The 15,980-nt window shown below is 70.3% G+C and carries 15 protein-coding genes; 8 read left to right on the forward strand and 7 right to left on the reverse strand.

Features of this window, described 5'->3' with window-relative positions; translation table 11 throughout:
• Positions 1-167: 167 nt before the first annotated feature.
• A complete protein-coding gene (locus KOI35_RS00005) occupies positions 168-737 on the reverse strand; it encodes a hypothetical protein (protein ID WP_215783892.1) in 570 nt (189 codons plus the stop codon).
• 189 nt (positions 738-926) lie between these two features.
• On the opposite strand from KOI35_RS00005, the gene KOI35_RS00010 reads away from it, so the two are divergent.
• The 4 genes from KOI35_RS00010 (at position 927) to rocD (ending at position 4,574) form a co-directional block, all read left to right on the forward strand.
• Positions 927-1,535, forward strand: coding sequence for an ATP-dependent Clp protease proteolytic subunit (locus tag KOI35_RS00010; RefSeq protein WP_215783893.1), 609 nt, complete (start codon positions 927-929; stop codon positions 1,533-1,535).
• Positions 1,536-1,649: 114 nt separating this feature from the next.
• Positions 1,650-2,282, forward strand: coding sequence for a hypothetical protein (locus KOI35_RS00015; RefSeq protein ID WP_215783894.1), 633 nt, complete (start codon positions 1,650-1,652; stop codon positions 2,280-2,282).
• A gap of 277 nt (positions 2,283-2,559) precedes the next feature.
• Complete coding sequence (ddaH, locus tag KOI35_RS00020) at positions 2,560-3,366, forward strand: dimethylargininase (protein WP_215783895.1); 807 nt, start codon at positions 2,560-2,562, stop codon at positions 3,364-3,366.
• Entirely contained in the window at positions 3,363-4,574 is a 1,212-nt protein-coding gene (rocD, locus tag KOI35_RS00025) for an ornithine--oxo-acid transaminase (protein WP_215783896.1), read from the forward strand. The genes ddaH and rocD overlap by 4 nt, the downstream gene beginning before the upstream one ends.
• On the opposite strand, the gene KOI35_RS00030 is transcribed toward rocD, so the two are convergent.
• Positions 4,567-5,721, reverse strand: a complete 1,155-nt coding sequence (locus tag KOI35_RS00030; RefSeq protein ID WP_215783897.1) for an FHA domain-containing protein — start codon at positions 5,719-5,721, stop codon at positions 4,567-4,569. The genes rocD and KOI35_RS00030 overlap by 8 nt on opposite strands.
• A gap of 179 nt (positions 5,722-5,900) precedes the next feature.
• Here KOI35_RS00030 and KOI35_RS00035 point away from each other — a divergent pair, with 179 nt between their 5' ends.
• Positions 5,901-6,707, forward strand: coding sequence for a hypothetical protein (locus tag KOI35_RS00035; protein WP_215783898.1), 807 nt, complete (start codon positions 5,901-5,903; stop codon positions 6,705-6,707).
• Here KOI35_RS00035 and KOI35_RS00040 read toward each other — a convergent pair.
• Together KOI35_RS00040 and KOI35_RS00045 are read right to left on the reverse strand one after the other, a co-directional pair.
• On the reverse strand, positions 6,693-7,778 hold the full coding sequence (locus tag KOI35_RS00040) for a 1-acyl-sn-glycerol-3-phosphate acyltransferase (RefSeq protein WP_215783899.1): 1,086 nt from the start codon (positions 7,776-7,778) through the stop codon (positions 6,693-6,695). The genes KOI35_RS00035 and KOI35_RS00040 overlap by 15 nt on opposite strands.
• Complete coding sequence (locus KOI35_RS00045; RefSeq protein WP_215783900.1) at positions 7,778-8,617, reverse strand: patatin-like phospholipase family protein; 840 nt, start codon at positions 8,615-8,617, stop codon at positions 7,778-7,780. Before KOI35_RS00045 ends, KOI35_RS00040 begins: the two co-directional genes overlap by 1 nt.
• A 293-nt stretch (positions 8,618-8,910) precedes the next feature.
• Between KOI35_RS00045 and KOI35_RS00050 the strand changes: the two genes are divergently transcribed.
• Together KOI35_RS00050 and KOI35_RS00055 are read left to right on the forward strand one after the other, a co-directional pair.
• Complete coding sequence (locus KOI35_RS00050; protein ID WP_215783901.1) at positions 8,911-9,096, forward strand: hypothetical protein; 186 nt, start codon at positions 8,911-8,913, stop codon at positions 9,094-9,096.
• A 351-nt stretch (positions 9,097-9,447) separates the two neighbouring features.
• A complete protein-coding gene (locus tag KOI35_RS00055) occupies positions 9,448-10,524 on the forward strand; it encodes an Fpg/Nei family DNA glycosylase (RefSeq protein WP_438870571.1) in 1,077 nt (358 codons plus the stop codon).
• Here KOI35_RS00055 and KOI35_RS00060 read toward each other — a convergent pair.
• The 3 genes from KOI35_RS00060 to KOI35_RS00070 all read right to left on the reverse strand — a co-directional run bounded on the left by KOI35_RS00060 (position 10,502) and on the right by KOI35_RS00070 (position 14,388).
• On the reverse strand, positions 10,502-11,725 hold the full coding sequence (locus KOI35_RS00060) for a polysaccharide deacetylase family protein (protein WP_246612342.1): 1,224 nt from the start codon (positions 11,723-11,725) through the stop codon (positions 10,502-10,504). The genes KOI35_RS00055 and KOI35_RS00060 overlap by 23 nt on opposite strands.
• Before the next feature lie 113 nt (positions 11,726-11,838).
• Positions 11,839-13,209, reverse strand: a complete 1,371-nt coding sequence (locus KOI35_RS00065; protein ID WP_215783902.1) for an FAD-dependent oxidoreductase — start codon at positions 13,207-13,209, stop codon at positions 11,839-11,841.
• A 9-nt stretch (positions 13,210-13,218) separates the two neighbouring features.
• Positions 13,219-14,388, reverse strand: coding sequence for a carboxylate-amine ligase (locus tag KOI35_RS00070; protein ID WP_215783903.1), 1,170 nt, complete (start codon positions 14,386-14,388; stop codon positions 13,219-13,221).
• A 174-nt stretch (positions 14,389-14,562) separates the two neighbouring features.
• Here KOI35_RS00070 and KOI35_RS00075 point away from each other — a divergent pair, with 174 nt between their 5' ends.
• The gene (locus tag KOI35_RS00075) at positions 14,563-15,945 is read left to right on the forward strand and encodes a carbohydrate-binding protein (RefSeq protein ID WP_215783904.1); all 1,383 of its coding nucleotides are present in this window, start codon (positions 14,563-14,565) and stop codon (positions 15,943-15,945) included.
• The last annotated feature ends 35 nt before the right edge of the window (positions 15,946-15,980 follow it).

The following is a 15,980-nucleotide window of genomic DNA, read 5'->3' on the forward strand; positions in this document are numbered from 1 at the left end:
TCCAGCGCGGCCGACCCAAACCCCAGGACCAGCACTTCGGAAAAGTCACAACCCGAACCCGCCAACCACCAGCCTAAAACACCACCCACCACAAACCCTTGACAGAGGGGTGCCGGGAGCGACGGTCTGCAACCCACCACCCCGCTGGGACCACATGAACTTGATCTTCATGCCTCCTGCCACATTTCTTTGGCGCTCAGGATGCGGCCGCCGTCGATGTGGAACTCGACCAGGCGGTGGTGGTCGCGGGCCTTTTTCAGGAGGGCGGCCATGCCGGTCGGGACCCAGTCGCCCTTGGCCTCGTCGATGACGGTGTAGCGGCCGGCCGGGTCGGCGCCCAGCCAGCGCAGACGATGGTTCTTGTTGCGGATGTAGTACTCGGCGCACCAGACACCCTCGCCGCTGGAGATGCCGTCCGCGACGCAGGCGGCGTGGGCCTTTGGGGATTCGAAGAACTCGACCAGGTCGAACGTGACGCGATTGCCCTGGTAGGCGGTGACGTAGGCGTACTGGGTGCCGTGCAGTTCCGACGCCGGTTTCTGCGGGCGCACGACGGGGGCCTCGGCCGGGGCCTTCTTGTGGGGCGAGACCGCCGGCATCTTGTGGGGCGAGACCGTCGGCTTTTGATGGGGCGAGACCGTCGGATCCGGGGTGGCCTGGGCGACCGCGGTGCAGGCGCCCAGCGGCAGCAGCAGGGTGAGCGAGGTGACAACGGCGAGGACGCGGGTAGTGGTCATGCACGTCAGGGGCTGTCGGAACCGCGCGGAGATACTGCCTGTCGGCCACCCGACGGGGGCGGTTATGCCGTGAGCTGATTCGCCCTGAGGGGAATCACTGGGAGGCGAGGGCCCGGCTGAGGAAAGCTGGGAGCGTCGAAACGGCCGGTCGGGTTCCGGCCCGGGCGGCGGATGCGAGAGGGTGTTGTCATGAGTGTTGACGAGTTGACGATGCGGGGCGGTGGCGCATCCTTCGATGACCAGGTGTTCGAGCGGCTCCTCCGGGAGCGGATCATCTTCCTCGGCTCCGAGGTCAACGACGAGGTGACCAACCGCATCTGCGCCCAGATGCTGCTGCTGGCCTCGGCCGACAGCGAGAAGGACATCGCGCTCTACATCAATTCGCCGGGCGGCTCGATCAGTGCCGGCATGGCGGTGTACGACACGATGCAGTACATCAAGAACGACGTGGCGACGATCGCGATGGGCATGGCCGCCTCGATGGGCCAGTTCCTGCTCTGCGCGGGCACGCCCGGCAAGCGTTACGCCCTGCCGCACGCGCGGATCATGATGCACCAGCTCTCCGGTGGCATCGGCGGCACCGCGGCCGACATCGCCATCCAGGCCGAGAGCATGCTGCACATCAAGAACGTGATGAACGAGCGGATCGCCTTCCACAGCGGGCACACGCCCGAGGAGATCGAGCGCGACTCCGACCGTGACCGCTGGTTCACCGCCGACCAGGCCAAGGAATACGGCCTGGTCGACCACGTGATCAGCAAGGCCAACCAGGTCACCGGCACGACGTCGCTGGTCTGACGCACGCAACATCCGGACGGGCACGTGGGGACTCCCCACGTGCCCGTTGTGTCGTTTCCGGGGGTTCGGGGTACAGGAGGGGCATCCCCCGAATTCGTCAAGGAGGTGCTGGACGTGAGGATCCCGACGTTCTCCCGCCAGACCACAAGCGATACCACGGAGACCACCGAGCGTCCGACCGCGACCGGCACCGGCTCGGCCACGACGCGCCCGGCTGCGACCGGCACGGTGACGCGGCCGCGCTCCGACAACACGACCGAGATTCGTCCCCGGCGCGACGAGGAAGACACGCTCACCGACCTGCCTCCGGCCCCGCCGACCGCCACCCGGCGGGACGCGCCGCCGCCCCCGCCGCCGGCGGTCACGACGACCCGGCCTTCCGGCAGCGCGACCGTGGAGAAGCCGGAGGCCCCGCTCGGCCCCAAGCCGCGGGCCAGCTTCCTGGCCACGCTCGGCCTGATCCTGGGTGTCGCGTCGGTGCTGCTGGTGCTGTCCGGCCCGCTGATGGGCTATGGCATCGGCCTGGCCGGCCTGGCCCTGATCCTGTCGCTCAGCGGCATCCACGCCACCGGCAAGCGTCACGTCGCGGGCAAGGGCAACGCCCTGCTCGGCATGGTGTTCTCGCTGGGCGCGATCGTGCTCGGCGTGCTCGCCCTGACCGGTTCGCTCAACTGGCTGGGCACCGACATCCCGGCCGTGGACAACGCCCGGGTGTGGCTCGACGCACAGTTCATCAACCGCTTCTGACGGTTTACCTTCGGCAATTGTCGGGTACCAGACAATCGCACCGGCGGTTCGCCGGACGCACTGATCGGAACCGGGACTGGCGCACACCAGTCCCGCCCCGGAACGGTCCGGCGGTTCGCCGGTGGCAGTGAACGCCGCGAGGGCGGCCCCGATTCAGGGCCGCCCTCGACGCTGTGCAACGAATCTCTGCGAACGGGTCCGATCACGCAACGATCGACCGCTGCGTGCATGGTTGAACTGAAGCATTCGACGGTCCCGCGCGCCTAGCGTTTTCTGCATGACGACCACGGCCTCGCCGCGCCGCTACCTGATGTGCCGGCCCACGCATTTCGCGGTGACCTACCGCATCAACCCGTGGATGGATCCCACGGCGCCCTACGACAACGCGCTCGCCGTCCGCCAGTGGGAGACCCTCCGGCAGACGTACCTCGACCTGGGACACACGGTCGAGCTGATCGAGCCGCTGCCCGGCCTGCCCGACATGGTGTTCTCGGCCAACGGCGCCACCGTGGTCGACGGCCGGGTGCTGGCCGTGCAGTTCCGCGACGCCGAGCGGGCCGACGAGGCCCCGGCCTACGCGGCCTGGTTCCGCGAGCACGGCTTCGAGGTCATCGAGCCCAAGCACACCAACGAGGGCGAGGGCGACATCCTGCTGGCCGGGGATGTGTTGCTGGCCGGCACCGGTTTCCGCACCGCGCACGCCTCGCACGCCGAGACGCAGGAGGCGCTGCGCCGCCCGGTGATCACGCTGCAGCTGGTCGACCCGTCGCTCTACCACCTCGACACGGCGCTGTGCGTCCTCGACGAGACCAACATCGCGTACCTGCCGGCCGCGTTCTCGCCCGGCTCGCAGGCCGTGCTCCAGCAGCTCTACCCGCACGCCGTGATCGCCGATGCGGAGGACGCGGCCGTACTCGGCCTCAACGCGGTCAGCGACGGCCGTACCGTTGTGCTGCCGGTGCAGGCCACCCACCTGGCCGCCGAGCTGGAGAAGGCCGGCTACCGGACCGTCGGGGTCGACGTCTCCGAGCTGCGCAAGGCCGGCGGCGGACCCAAGTGCTGCACGTTGGAGGTGCGTTCATGACGACCGTGGAGAACCGTACGCCGAACGAGCTGGCCGAGGCCGAGCGGTACACGGCGCACAACTACCACCCGCTGCCGGTCGTGATCACCGAGGGCGAGGGCGCCTGGGTGACCGACGTCGACGGCCGCCGCTACCTCGACTTCCTGGCCGGATATTCGGCGCTCAACTTCGGGCACCGGCACCCCGGCCTGATCGCCGCCGCGCACGCCCAGCTCGACCGGATCACGTTGACCAGCCGGGCCTTCGTGCACGACCAGTTCGCCGAGTTCTGCCGGTCGCTGGCCGAGCTCTGCGGCAAAGACCTGGTGCTGCCGATGAACACCGGCGCCGAGGCGGTGGAGACCGCGATCAAGGTGTCCCGCAAGTGGGGCTACCAGGTCAAGGGCGTGCCGGACGGCCAGGCCGAGATCATCGTGGCGGCCGACAACTTCCACGGCCGGACGACGACCATCGTCAGCTTCTCGACCGACCCGGACGCCAAGGCCGACTTCGGGCCCTACACGCCGGGGTTCGTCGTGGTGCCGTACGGGGATCAGGCCGCCCTGCGCGACGCCATCACCCCGAACACGGTCGCCGTGCTGCTCGAGCCGATCCAGGGCGAGGCCGGGGTGCTCGTGCCGCCGGCCGGCTACTTCGCCGCCGTACGGGCGCTCTGCGACGAGCACAACGTGCTGATGGTGGCCGACGAGATCCAGTCCGGTCTCGGCCGTACGGGTAGGACGTTCGCCATCGAGCACGAGGGCGTCGTCCCCGACATGTACGTGCTGGGCAAGGCGCTCGGCGGCGGCATCGTGCCGGTGTCGGCCGTGGCCGCCGACCGCGACGTGCTGGGTGTGCTCAAGCCCGGCGAGCACGGCTCGACCTTCGGCGGCAACCCGCTGGCCTGCGCGGTCGGCGGCGAGGTGGTGCGGCTGCTGGCGACCGGCGAGTTCCAGCAGCGCTCGGCCGAGCTCGGTGAGCACCTGCACGCCCGTTTGAACGCGTTGATCGGGCACGGTGTCATCGCCGTACGGGGAAGGGGTCTGTGGGCCGGGGTGGACATCGACCCGGCTCTGCTGACCGGCCGCCAGGCCTGTGAGCGGCTGGCCGAGCGCGGCGTGCTCGCGAAGGACACGCACGGCTCGACCATCCGCCTGGCCCCGCCCCTGGTCGTCACCCGCGAAGAGATCGACCACGCGGTGGACCAGCTGGCGGCGATTCTTAACTAGGCCGCTCGAACTTCCGGAGGGCCATCGTCGGCGCCTCGGCCATCACCGATTCGGGTTGGACGACGCCGCCGGTGGCCCACATCTTCGAGCGGCCCACGTTGACCCCGCCGTAGAGCTCGACCACGTCGGTCGGGCCCAGCGTGCGGCTCTCCTGGCGGTGCAGCGCGATGCGCTCGTCGTCGCTGGTCGAGCCGCCCGGGCGGACCCCGCTGCCGTTGGTGCTGATGTCCTGCACCGTGAGGTTGCCGTCGGTGCGCAGCGTGAACTGCACGTGCCCGCGGCTGATCCACTTGCGGGCGTCGTCGGTCAGCCACTGGCCGAGCATGACGCCGCGGCCGCCGTCGGGGGCGCGGCCGACCACGACCGGCTCGTCGGTCGAGACCACGAAGCGGCAGCGGATGACGCCGTCGATGCGGACCGACATCACCTCGACCGAGGGGCGGGGGCCGGCGTCCTGCAGCCGGGCGCCGTGCCGCGGGCAGGTCGGCGCGCCGGTGCGCAACGACGGCGGCGGCTGCGACACCGGGCTGGTGTAGGTGCGCATGTCGGCGAACGGGCTGTCCGGGTCGCCGCCGGAGCCGAAGCTCGTGCAGTTCGGCTCGGGGCAGCTCCAGATGCGGGCCAGCAGTCGCTCACCCACCTGGGACCGCTCGGCCGGCTTGGGCGGTTCGCCCCGGCCGACCCGGGCCATCAGCACCGTGCTGCCGCCCTCGCCGGCCACCGCGGCCAGCAGCCGGCCCGGCTCGTCGACCCACGGGTGCCGCTCGCGGTCGCCCCGGGTGCGGGTCAGCACCGGCAGGCCCAGTAGCTCGGCCACCTCGAAGACCCGGTCGTCGACCTGGGGTACGACCTCGACCTTGCCGTCGTCGGCCCAGCGCCGGATGACCATCCGCTCGTTCGAGGTCAGGTCGGTGTCGGAGAGCAGGCCGCGCGGCGCCACCACGTAGACGGGGACGTTTTCCTCGCTGACGCGCTTGCCAAGAGCGTCGATCACCAGTCCGAGGCGCACCGAGCTCGCGGGCCGACCGCCGTCGAGATCGGCGTAACGCACGATCTCCGACATGTCGACCACGGCCCGGGCGAGCGCCGGATCGGTGGTGAGGCGGGCCTCGATGGCGTCGAGGACCTTGCTGACCTCGAATCTCACGGGTCCTCCCGATGGTCCGCGGGTGTCTGTGCCACGGCAATCATGCCGCGTGCCTCCTAACCGTGGGTGGTGCGGGGTCCACCTGTCCGTCGTGTCCGTTTGCTAGGAGCGCCGTTGGGGGAATTGAGATCCATGAGCCGGAGTCAATCCCGACGACCGGCCGGGCGGAAGGGACGGACATGCGGACACCACGGCTCGCTGGGCTGGGGATCGCGACGATGGCGACGGCGGCTCTGGCCCTGACCGGCTGCGGCGACACCGGCTCCGGCAGCACCGCGGCGCCCGGCGCGAGCGCGCCCGCATCGACCGGCAGTTCGGCGAGCGCCGCCGACCCGGCCGCGGTCGAGGCCCTGACCAAGGGAACCTCGCAGCTCGGGACGACCAGCTTCAAGATCACGGCGACCTCCGGCCCCGGCTTCAAGCTGACCGGTCAGGTCGACCCGGCCCAGGGCGTCGGCACGGCCGACCTGGCCGCCAACGGCACCAACGCCTCGCTCACGGTCAAGACGCTGCTCGCCGGTCAGGACCTCTACGTCCAGATCCCCGGCATCACCAAGGCGAGCACCTGGACCCACATCGACGTGGCCCGGCTGCCCGAGGGCGCCAACATCGGTCTGCGGCCCGGTCAGCTCGACCCGGTGAACACCTCGAAGCTGCTCAGCTCGGCCACCGACGTGCAGTCCACCGGCGGCAACAGCTACGCCGGCACGCTCGACCTGACCAAGGCGGTCGGCCTGGCCGGCGTCTCCCAGGTGACGATCGACGAGTCCGGCGCCCAGGCGCAGAAGGTGCCGTTCACCGCGGGCCTGGACGACCAGGGCCGGCTGGCCGAGCTCACCATCCAGATCCCGGCCGTCAACGGGCAGGCCGCGCAGCCGCTGAACGTGCTCTACACCGACTACGGCGTTCCGGTGACCGTCACCAAGCCGGCCGCCTCCGAGGTGACCGAGGCCCCCGACAGCGTCTACAGCTCACTCGGCGGCTGACGAACCGGCTGACTCTGTGGGCGCGGATCGACGCGCCGTCCAGTCCGTGCTGAGCGGACGGAACGCCGGACGGTTGTCCTCGATCCACGAGTCGATCCGCGCCCACCAGTCGTAGAGCCAGGCCACCCGCTCCTCCTCGCCGGTCGGCACCTCCTCCGGCGGGACACTCCAGAACTTCATCACGAGCCGCTTGTCCATCGGCAGCTCCTGCCAGACGTCGGCGATCGTCATCATCCGGTCGAGCCCGGTGTGGGCCACGAAGATGACCCCGGCGTCAGGCGCGGCGTCGATCGCCGCGAACAGTCCGCCCGGCTTCGGCGGCAGGACGTGCTGCAGCTTCTCCGCCTTACGGGCCGCGTCGGCCAGACCCTTGGCCCGCAGCCGGGCGATCGCGCTCATCCGGCGGCGGGGCGTGAAGTTACCGCCCTCCGGAAAGATCACGAAGGCGTCGTTGTCGTCCAGCCCGTACGCGGTCTCGCCGATCTGCTGCTCGAGTGTCGACGTGCCGGTGCGGCCGGGCGAGATGAACCGGTTGGGCAGCCGGTTGAGCAGCACGTCGACGGCCGGATCCCACTGCAGCGTGGCCTTGAGGACGATCCTCGGTTCACGCTGGAACCAATTGATCAGGCCGTGGATCAGGATGAACGAGTCGCCCGGACCGGCGTGCCGGCTGACCACGATCTCGGGCCGGCCCGGCAGTGCCGTGTCCGGGTCGGTGCCGACCACGTCGACGGTCAGGTGCAGCGCCCACTTGGCGAACCAGAACAGGATCGCCAGGAAGCGACCGGTGATCACGTAGTGGGCCCGCTGGAAGCGCGGACTGCGGATGTTGTGGCCGAACCCGGAGGCCACCCACATGACGGCCAGCACAACCAGCGCCGCCGCGTCCCAGAGCAGATAGAGGATGGCCAGCAGCGCCAGCCGGGGCACCCGCAGATGGCCGGGCACGAGGGGCGACAGCAGCAGCGCCAGCACCAGCCAGATCGGGGTGGTGAGCAACAGCGCGGCGGCGAGCACCACGACGACGGGGGCGATGATCAGGCGGCGGACCCAGACCGGGGGAAGCGGCATCAGGACGCCGGTGGGACGTTGGCCGCCAGATAGCGGCGCGACGCGGTGTAGGCCCGGCTGATCCGGCGCCCGACCGCCGCCATGTCACGGTAGGCCCAGGGACTGTCGTCCCGGCTCTCGCCGCCGCCGGTGGGGAGCACATGCACCCGTACATCGTCGGGCAGCGACGCAAGCTCCCGCGCGAACCGGTGCCGCCGGGCGATCTCGAACGCCACCTGCGCCACCTCCCACGGCCGGCGGGGCACGCTCAGACTGCGCTCGACCCGGCCCACCTGCAGCACGAAGAGCAGCTTGGCGCCGAGCCGCACGGCCTCGCCGATCGGGATCGAGTTGACGATCCCACCGTCCACATAGTGCTCGCCCGCGATCTCCATCGGCGGCAGCAGCCCCGGCACCGCCGACGAGGCCAGCACGGCGTCGACCAGGGGCCCGCTGTCGAACCAGTGCTCGGCCGCCCGCTCGATGCTCGCCGCGCAACAGTGGAACGGCACCTTGAGATCGGCGAACGTCGTCTGCTCGCCCAGTTCGCTCTCCAGCAGCCGGCGCAGCGGCAACGGCGAGTGCAGATGGGTGCGGGCCGCGAACCGGCGCAGCTGCCGGCCGATCGAGTCGCCGTAGACCGTGGCCGCCTCGGGCGACGTCCAGAGCCGCACCAGCCGGTCGGTCACCGACTCACTCGGATCCGACGCCACCAGGGCCCCGTTGACCGCGCCGATCGAGGTACCGACCACCACATCGGGCCGATATCCCCCACGGAACAGGGCGCGCAACATGCCCACCTCGACCGCGCCGAGCACGCCGCCGCCGCCGAGCACAAACGCCACCGGACTGTTGACCATAGGTTCATCGTTCCACGAGTCGACGACGAACGAAGATCAAGACCTGCATGTCCCGGCTGGGTGGTGGGTTGCAGACCGTCGCTCCCGCGGGGACCGCGACGCACTTCGCTGGCCGCTGGCGCGTCCAGAACGCGAAGCACGCCACGGCGACCTGAGTGAGTGGTTGCGCCCAACCCCCGGTGATCACTCGCAAGGCGGGGTGGAACCGCGGTCGTGCAGCAGCTTCAGCGCCCACGGCACGTCGCACGCGTCGGCGCGGTCGCCGGTCAGCAGCACCGCCTCTGATACGTACGGTGACGTTGGCGCCCTCCAACCAGTACGTCGTGTGCGTGCAGATGGTGGCGAACTCGTCGCGCTGCACGGCGAAGGTGAACGTCTCGAGCAGGCCGATGATGCCGACCGCGACCAAGCTCTCCAGATCACGGGCCGACGCCAGCTGCCCCGCGGTCCGGCTCGCCTGGCTCGGCGGGCTCGCATGAAGTCCTCCACCGCCGTGATCTCGGCGCGTGCCGCGGCCACCTCGGTGGTCGGTCTGGCCCGGCCGGCCAGACCAGCGATCACCAGCAGCGTCTTGGTCCGGGGATCCAGCTTGGCGTTCAGCACGACCTGCCCTGGTGCGTCGCTGGTGAGCTTGAACGGCACGGTCGAGCCGGCTCCGGTTCGGGCTGTCCCGACGGACGCCCACTCAGACCACCGCCGAGTATCGGCCCTGCTGACCGTCCGTACCCGAGACGACGTTCTGCACGAGGTGATGCGTGCGTGGTGCCCGCCGTCGGGTCGGGGATGCCCTCGAGCCGAAGTTGTCTGTCGGCCCGCCGCGCTGGCCGAGAATGCTCGCCTACGTCGCGTCGAACGTGCAGCCGCCCGCCGATCCGCAGCCGCTGAACCAGCTTCCGCCCGCTGCACCGTTGATGACCTTGAGCGCATCTTCGACTGACACAGAAGAGGCCGCCGCAAGCCACCCGACCGTCCGTCTCGGAGCCCACCCGGCCCACGTGCTTCAGGCGTACTCGCCTCTGCCCGGGCGAGATCACACGAGCCGCTCACCAGCTCAGATGGCGTGGAAACGGGCGTGCTGGGTACTGTTGCTGACCGTGCCAGAGGGACACACCATTCATCGGCTTGCGGCCCGCCACCTGGAGTTGTTTGCCGGACAACTACTGCAGGTCAGCAGCCCCCAGGGGCGCTTCACGGACGGGGCCGGGCGCGTTGACGGGCGGCGGCTGACGGACACCGAGGCGTACGGGAAACATCTTCTGCATCACTATGATGGCGACCTCACCGTGCACGTTCACCTCGGGCTCTACGGCAAGTTTGCCGACGGGGAGCGGCCCGTGCCGGCGCCGGTCGGGCAGGTTCGCATGCGGGTGGTGGGGGGCGCGCACTGGCTCGATCTGCGCGGGCCGACCGCGTGTGAGGTGTTCGATCCGGCGCAGGTCCAATTGTTGCGTGATCGGCTGGGTGAGGATCCGCTGCGGGATGACTCGGACCCGCGGGCGGCCTTCCCGTCGATCCACAAGAGCGGCAAGCCGATCTTCGGGCTGCTGATGGATCAGTCGATCGTGGCCGGATGTGGGCTGATCTATGCCAACGAGGTGCTGTTCCGGGCCGGGCTCGCGCCGTCCACGCCGGGGCGCCTGATCACGGCCGACGTGTGGGACGAGCTCTGGGCCGATCTGCGCGCGCTGATGAAGGAGGGCGTGGCCCGCGGTCGCATCGACACCGTGCACACCCGGCACACGCCCGAGGCCATGCGGCGGGCGCCGCGGGTCGACCGGCACGGCGGCGAGGTCTACGTGTATCGCCGGCCGGGGCAGCCGTGCCTGGTCTGCGGCACCGAGGTGGCACGCGGGTCGCTCGCCGCGCGCAATCTCTACTGGTGCCCTAGCTGTCAGCGGGAACGCTAGAGGAGGGTTCCGGAGAAGGCGCGGGGATGCCCAGGGTGAAGTTCTCGGCCAGATAGGGGAGCAGTTTCTCGTACGCCGCAATGGTGTCCGGCTGGTTGAAGTCGTGCGACAGCACGATCGCGCCCGGCTTCACCTGCCCGCGGATGTCGTTGACCACCCGCGCGATGTGCTGCTCGGCCGTCTCCTTCTCGGGGTGGTCCCAGTCGCGCGGGTCGACCTCCCAATAGAGCGAGGTCATCCCGAGGTTGCCGGCCACGCCGACCAGACGTTCGGTGAAGTTGCCGCCGGGGGCGCGGAAGAACGGGACCTTCGCGTCGGGCGCGGCCGCCTGGATCGCGGCGTTGGTGCTCAGCAGGTCAGCCTGGATCTTGGCGGGCTGGTCCTTGCCGATCTTGAGGCTGTGGTCCCAGGTGTGGTTGCAGAGCGTGTGACCGGCGGCGACGATGTCGCGGACGATCTCCGGGTGCCGCTTGACCTGGGTGCCGACCAGGCAGAAGGTGGCCTTCACCTGGTATTTGTCGAGCAGTTCGAGGATGCGCGGCGTCTGCACCGGGTCGGGGCCGTCGTCGAACGTCAGCGCCACGACCTTGCTGCCCGTGGTGCGCAGCGACTTGCCCGGCCCGAGATCGGTGGCGGCCTTCTCGGCCTCGGGAGCAGACCGGCTCGGGCGGGGACTCGCGGCCGTCGGGGTGGGCGCCGGCTTGTCGGGCGCGGACTCTTCCGATGTGGACGGCGGCTTCTCGTCCTCTTCCTTCGGGGCGCTCTTCTCGCGCTCGGGGGTGGGCACGGCCTGCGGCTTCGCCGGTGTCTGCACACCGGCCACCGCCTGGGCGGCCGCGTTGACCGCGTCGAAGCCGTCGCGGCGCTGCTGGGCCGGCATGGCCAGCAGCACGATGCCGATCGCGACCAGCGAGGCGAGCAGGGCCTGCTGCCGCTTCTTGCCCATCAGCAGCCACGACTCGATCGGCAGGGTGCCGGGGGCGCGGTGGGTGCCGGTCACCGGGGGCCGGGTGGTGGCCGGGCGGGCCGCGGCGTGCCGGCCACCGCGGGTGGGACGCTGGTGCCGATCGGAGCGGCGCGGCCGCGGAATGTCAGCGCTCAGGACGACGCGTGGCCCACTGCGGATGTCGGCGAGGGACTCGGGCCGCCGGTGTCGCCCACTGACGGCCTGCGTCGATGGGGGAGACGAGATGGGCGGCATCCTGCGTTCCTACCGTGCCGCAAGATCAAGCGCGATACCGGATCGGTGGTCGATCCATTACCGTCCGGCATCGTTGCTGGCAGGGCGCTGAAGGCCCGCGCACCCAAATCCGGTCAAAGGCTGGCGTGTACCGCCTCGGTGGCCTTTCGGGCAGCGATCAGGACCGGATCCCACACCGGGGCGAACGGCGGCGCGTAACTCAGATCGAGCGACGTCATCTCCTCGACCGTCATCCGGTTCCACGTCGCGACGGCCAGCGCATCGATCCGCTTGGCGGCCTCGGCCCGTCCGACGATCTGGGCTCCGAGCAGCACGCCCGTACGCTTCTCGGCGATCAGTTTGATGGTCATCATCTCAGCGCCGGGGTAGTAGCCGGCGCGGCTGGTCGAGTCGACGCTCGCGGTCACGAAGGCGAAGCCGGCCGCCCGCGCCTCCTTGGACGTCAGCCCGGTGCGGGCCACCTCGAGGTCGCACACCTTGGTGACCGCGGTGCCGATCAGCCCGGGAAACGTGGCGTATCCGCCGCCGATGTTGATGCCCGCCACCCGGCCCTGCTTGTTGGCGTGAGTTCCCAGAGGTACGTGTACCGGCCGCCCGGTGAGCAGATGCCGTGACTCGACACAGTCGCCGGCGGCCCACACGCCCTCCACGCCCTCGACCCGCATGCGCAGGTCGGTGATCACGCCGCCGGTCGGCCCCACGGGCAGGCTGCTCTCCAGAGCCAGGGCGGAGTTCGGCCGTACGCCCAGACCCAGCACCACGATGTCGGCCGGCAGGGTGCCGTCGGGGGTGACCACCCCGCGCACCCGTCCGTCGGCGGTCTCGAGCCCCTCGACGTGGGCGTCGGTGCGCACCTCGATGCCGAGCGAACGCATCGCCTTCTGCACCAGGGCGCCCATCTCGGGGTCGACCGTCTTGCCCATCGGCTGGGGCGACTTCTCGAGCAGCGTGACCTCGAGCCCGCGCAGCACCATCGCCTCGGCCATCTCGACCCCGATGTAGCCGCCGCCGATCACCACCGCGCGCCGGGGCGTGGGCGAGCGGTCGAGCCAGGAGTGGATCGCCTCGCCGTCGTCGAGCGTCTGCACACCGAAGACCCCGGCGTCGCGTACGCGGGCCCACTCCGGCGCGAACGGGGACGCGCCGGTGGCGTAGACGAGGTGGTCGAACGGCTCGCGCACCTCGCCGCCACCGGCCAGGTCGTGGGCCACCACCTCGCGCCGGTCGAGGTCGATGCCGACCACCTCGTGCCGCAGCCGGACTTCGATGGCGTTCTTGCGGTGCTCCTCGGGCGTACGGGCGATCAGCTTCTGTTTCTCCTCGACCGCGCCACCGATCCAGTAGGGGATGCCGCAGGCCGAGTACGACGTGTAGTGCCCACGCTCGAAGACGACGATCGACAGGTCGTCCGGGCCGAGACGCTTGCGCGCCTGCGAGGCGGCCGACATGCCGGCCGCGTCCCCGCCGATGACCACGAGTTTCATGGTTCCAACCTATGCCGCCGGATCGGCTCCGCGGGTCAGGCGGGCAAAACGGTCGACGACGTCGCTGACCGACCCGCCCTGGGCCAGGATCGCCCGCTGCCGGGCGGCGCCGGTGCCGTGCGAGCGCAGGCGTCCCATCAGGACCGTGGCCGTCTCGAGGTCGCCGTGCCGCTCGAGCTCGGGAGTCACGTAGTCGAACAGCTGGCGCATCAGCCGCCAGGCCGGGCGCGGCTCGCGGGTGGCCATGTCGATGTTCAGGCCCTCGAGCCCGTCGTGGGCGGCCCGCCAGTGCGCGGCCATCAGCAGCGGGTGCGGCACATCGGGGGCCGGCTTGCCGTCGCGGACGTCGTTGAGCAGGGTGGCGACCAGTCCCCGGGCCAGGGCGGCCAGCAGCACAGCGTCGTCGGTGGTGGGCATGACATCGCCCATCCGGATCTCGACGGTGGGGTAGCGAGCGGCCAGGCGGGCGTACCAGTAGAGCATTCCTTCGTCGAGCATCGCGCCGCTCGACTCGAGGTCGCTGACCAGGGTCTCGTATTCGGCGAACGAGCGCAGGTAGGGCGCCGGGCCGACGGTGGGCCACCGCTCCCACAACATCGAGCGCCAGCTGGCATATCCGGTGTCCCGGCCGGCGAACACGGGGGAGTTCGTCGTGGCGGCCTGGAAGATCGGCAGCCAGGGGCGCAGATGGTTGAGGATCTGCACCCCGGTCTCATCGTCGGGGACGCTCACATGCACGTGCGTGCCGCACAGGCCCGGCCCGGGGGAGAGGTCGCCGAAGCGTTCCCGCATGCGGTGGTACCGGGGCTTGTCGACGAATCGGATGTTCCCGCCCGAGGCCGGCCCGGAGCCCATCGCGAGCAGCCGGGCCCCGGCCTGCTCGGCGGCGCCCGCGACCCCGCTGCGCAGACCGCGCAGGGCCTCGGCCAGAGCTCCGAGTTCGAGCTGCGGCGGGCTGGCGACCTCGATCTGGCCGCGGGTCAACTCGTGCTGGACGAAGGCGCTGATCTCGGCCGGTATGTGGTCGAAGACTTCTTCGACCGCCTCGACGGCCCGCGGCTCGACCGCGTCGACCAGCATGTATTCCTCTTCGACCCCGAGCGTCAGCAGTTCGCGTGACTCGGCCTTCTGCGCCAGGTCTTCGGAGATCGTGGTCGCGCCCGTGGCACCGGTGTCCATGCCGCCGGGGTTACCCGATCATCGCCGCACAGAAACGACCGGCTGGGCGATCCGCACTGTGCCACTTCCGGGTACGGGCGGGCAATCGACGACTGTCCATATTGACAACGTTCACATGGTGAGCGTGAAATCCGCTGAGAGCGCTCTCACACCCCCTCCAGGAAGGCGCAATCCATGTCTCGGAAGCGGATACGCAGTCTGCTCGCCACGGCGACGGCCCTGCTCGCGGTGGCCGCCACGGCGGTCTTCGCGATGAACGCGAACGCGGCCGTCCCGACCGCCCCGGCCGGCATGTCGCTGGTCTTCAGCGACGACTTCACCGGCGCCGCGGGCACCGGTCTCAACCGCTCCAACTGGCTCTACGACATCGGGTACGGCTACCCCGGCGGCGCGTCGAACTGGGGCACCGGCGAGGTCGAGTACATGACCGACTCGACGAACAACGTCTATCAGGACGGCAACGGCAACCTGGTGATCAAGCCGCTGCGTGACTCGGGCGGCAACTGGACGTCGGGCCGGGTCGAGACGCAGCGCACCGACTTCGCGGCGCCGGCCGGGGGCAAGGTGCGCATCGAGGCGCGGCTGCAGCAGCCCAACGTCAGCGGGGCGGCCGCGGCCGGCTACTGGCCCGCGTTCTGGGCCCTCGGCGCGGCGGCCCGCCCGGTCGGCGCGACGAACTGGCCGAGCATCGGCGAGTGGGACATCATGGAGAACATCAACGGCCGCAACTCGGTGTTCGCCGCCCTGCACTGCGGCAGCAACCCGGGCGGTCCGTGCAACGAGACCACCGGCCTGACCAGCGGCGAGCGCGCCTGCAGTGGCTGCAACACCGGCATGCACACGTACGCGGTGGAATACGACCGCAGCACGTCGCCCGAGCAGATGCGCTGGTATCTCGACGGCACCAACTACTTCACCCTCACCAGCAACTCGGTCGACGCGACGACCTGGAACAACGCCACCCACCACGGGATGTTCGTGATCCTCAACGTGGCCATGGGCGGCGGGTTCCCGGCCGCGTTCGGGGGCGGTCCCACGTCGGCGACCCAGCCCGGCGTGCCGATGATCGTCGACTACGTGGCCGTCTGGCAGAGCTCGGGCAGCACGACGCCGCCGACCACACCGCCGACCACGCCGCCGACGGGTGGCACGCGGGACGCCTACTCGCGGATCGAGGCCGAGTCGTTCAACTCGTCGGCCGGGGTGCAGGTCGAGACGTGCTCCGAGGGCGGGCAGGACGTCGGCTACATCGCCAACGGTGACTGGCTGCAGTTCAACAACGTCAACTTCGGTACGGGTGGCGTGAAGGACTTCGTCGCGCGGGTCGCGTCGGGCGCCGGTTCCGGGGTCAGTGGCCTGATCCAGGTGCGCCTGGACAGCCGCGACAACGCCCCGATCGGCAGCTTCGCGCTCGGCAGCACGGGCGGCTGGCAGACCTGGCAGTCGATCCCGGGCAACGTCGCGAACGTGACCGGCACGCACACGGTCTTCCTGACCTTCTCCAGCGGTCAGCCGGCCGACTTTGTGAACGTCAACTGGATCCAGTTCCGGCGCTGACGATCATCGATGGATCGGGGCTCCGGGCCCCGGTC

It is taken from the genome of Paractinoplanes bogorensis (assembly GCF_018829635.1).
Classification (GTDB): Bacteria; Actinomycetota; Actinomycetes; order Mycobacteriales; family Micromonosporaceae; genus Actinoplanes; species Actinoplanes bogorensis.

Excerpts from the sequence above, each read along its gene's own strand:
- KOI35_RS00040 (WP_215783899.1), bottom strand. The coding sequence starts at position 7,778 with ATGCCGCTTCCCCCGGTCTGGGTCCGCCGCCTGATCATCGCCCCCGTC.
- KOI35_RS00075 (WP_215783904.1), top strand. The coding sequence starts at position 14,563 with ATGTCTCGGAAGCGGATACGCAGTCTGCTCGCCACGGCGACGGCCCTG.
- rocD (WP_215783896.1), top strand. The coding sequence starts at position 3,363 with ATGACGACCGTGGAGAACCGTACGCCGAACGAGCTGGCCGAGGCCGAG.
- KOI35_RS00045 (WP_215783900.1), bottom strand. The coding sequence starts at position 8,617 with ATGGTCAACAGTCCGGTGGCGTTTGTGCTCGGCGGCGGCGGCGTGCTC.
- KOI35_RS00010 (WP_215783893.1), top strand. The coding sequence starts at position 927 with ATGAGTGTTGACGAGTTGACGATGCGGGGCGGTGGCGCATCCTTCGAT.
- ddaH (WP_215783895.1), top strand. The coding sequence starts at position 2,560 with ATGACGACCACGGCCTCGCCGCGCCGCTACCTGATGTGCCGGCCCACG.
- KOI35_RS00070 (WP_215783903.1), bottom strand. The coding sequence starts at position 14,388 with ATGGACACCGGTGCCACGGGCGCGACCACGATCTCCGAAGACCTGGCG.
- KOI35_RS00035 (WP_215783898.1), top strand. The coding sequence starts at position 5,901 with ATGCGGACACCACGGCTCGCTGGGCTGGGGATCGCGACGATGGCGACG.
- KOI35_RS00060 (WP_246612342.1), bottom strand. The coding sequence starts at position 11,725 with ATGCCGCCCATCTCGTCTCCCCCATCGACGCAGGCCGTCAGTGGGCGA.
- KOI35_RS00055 (WP_438870571.1), top strand. The coding sequence starts at position 9,448 with ATGCTCGCCTACGTCGCGTCGAACGTGCAGCCGCCCGCCGATCCGCAG.
- KOI35_RS00005 (WP_215783892.1), bottom strand. The coding sequence starts at position 737 with ATGACCACTACCCGCGTCCTCGCCGTTGTCACCTCGCTCACCCTGCTG.
- KOI35_RS00065 (WP_215783902.1), bottom strand. The coding sequence starts at position 13,209 with ATGAAACTCGTGGTCATCGGCGGGGACGCGGCCGGCATGTCGGCCGCC.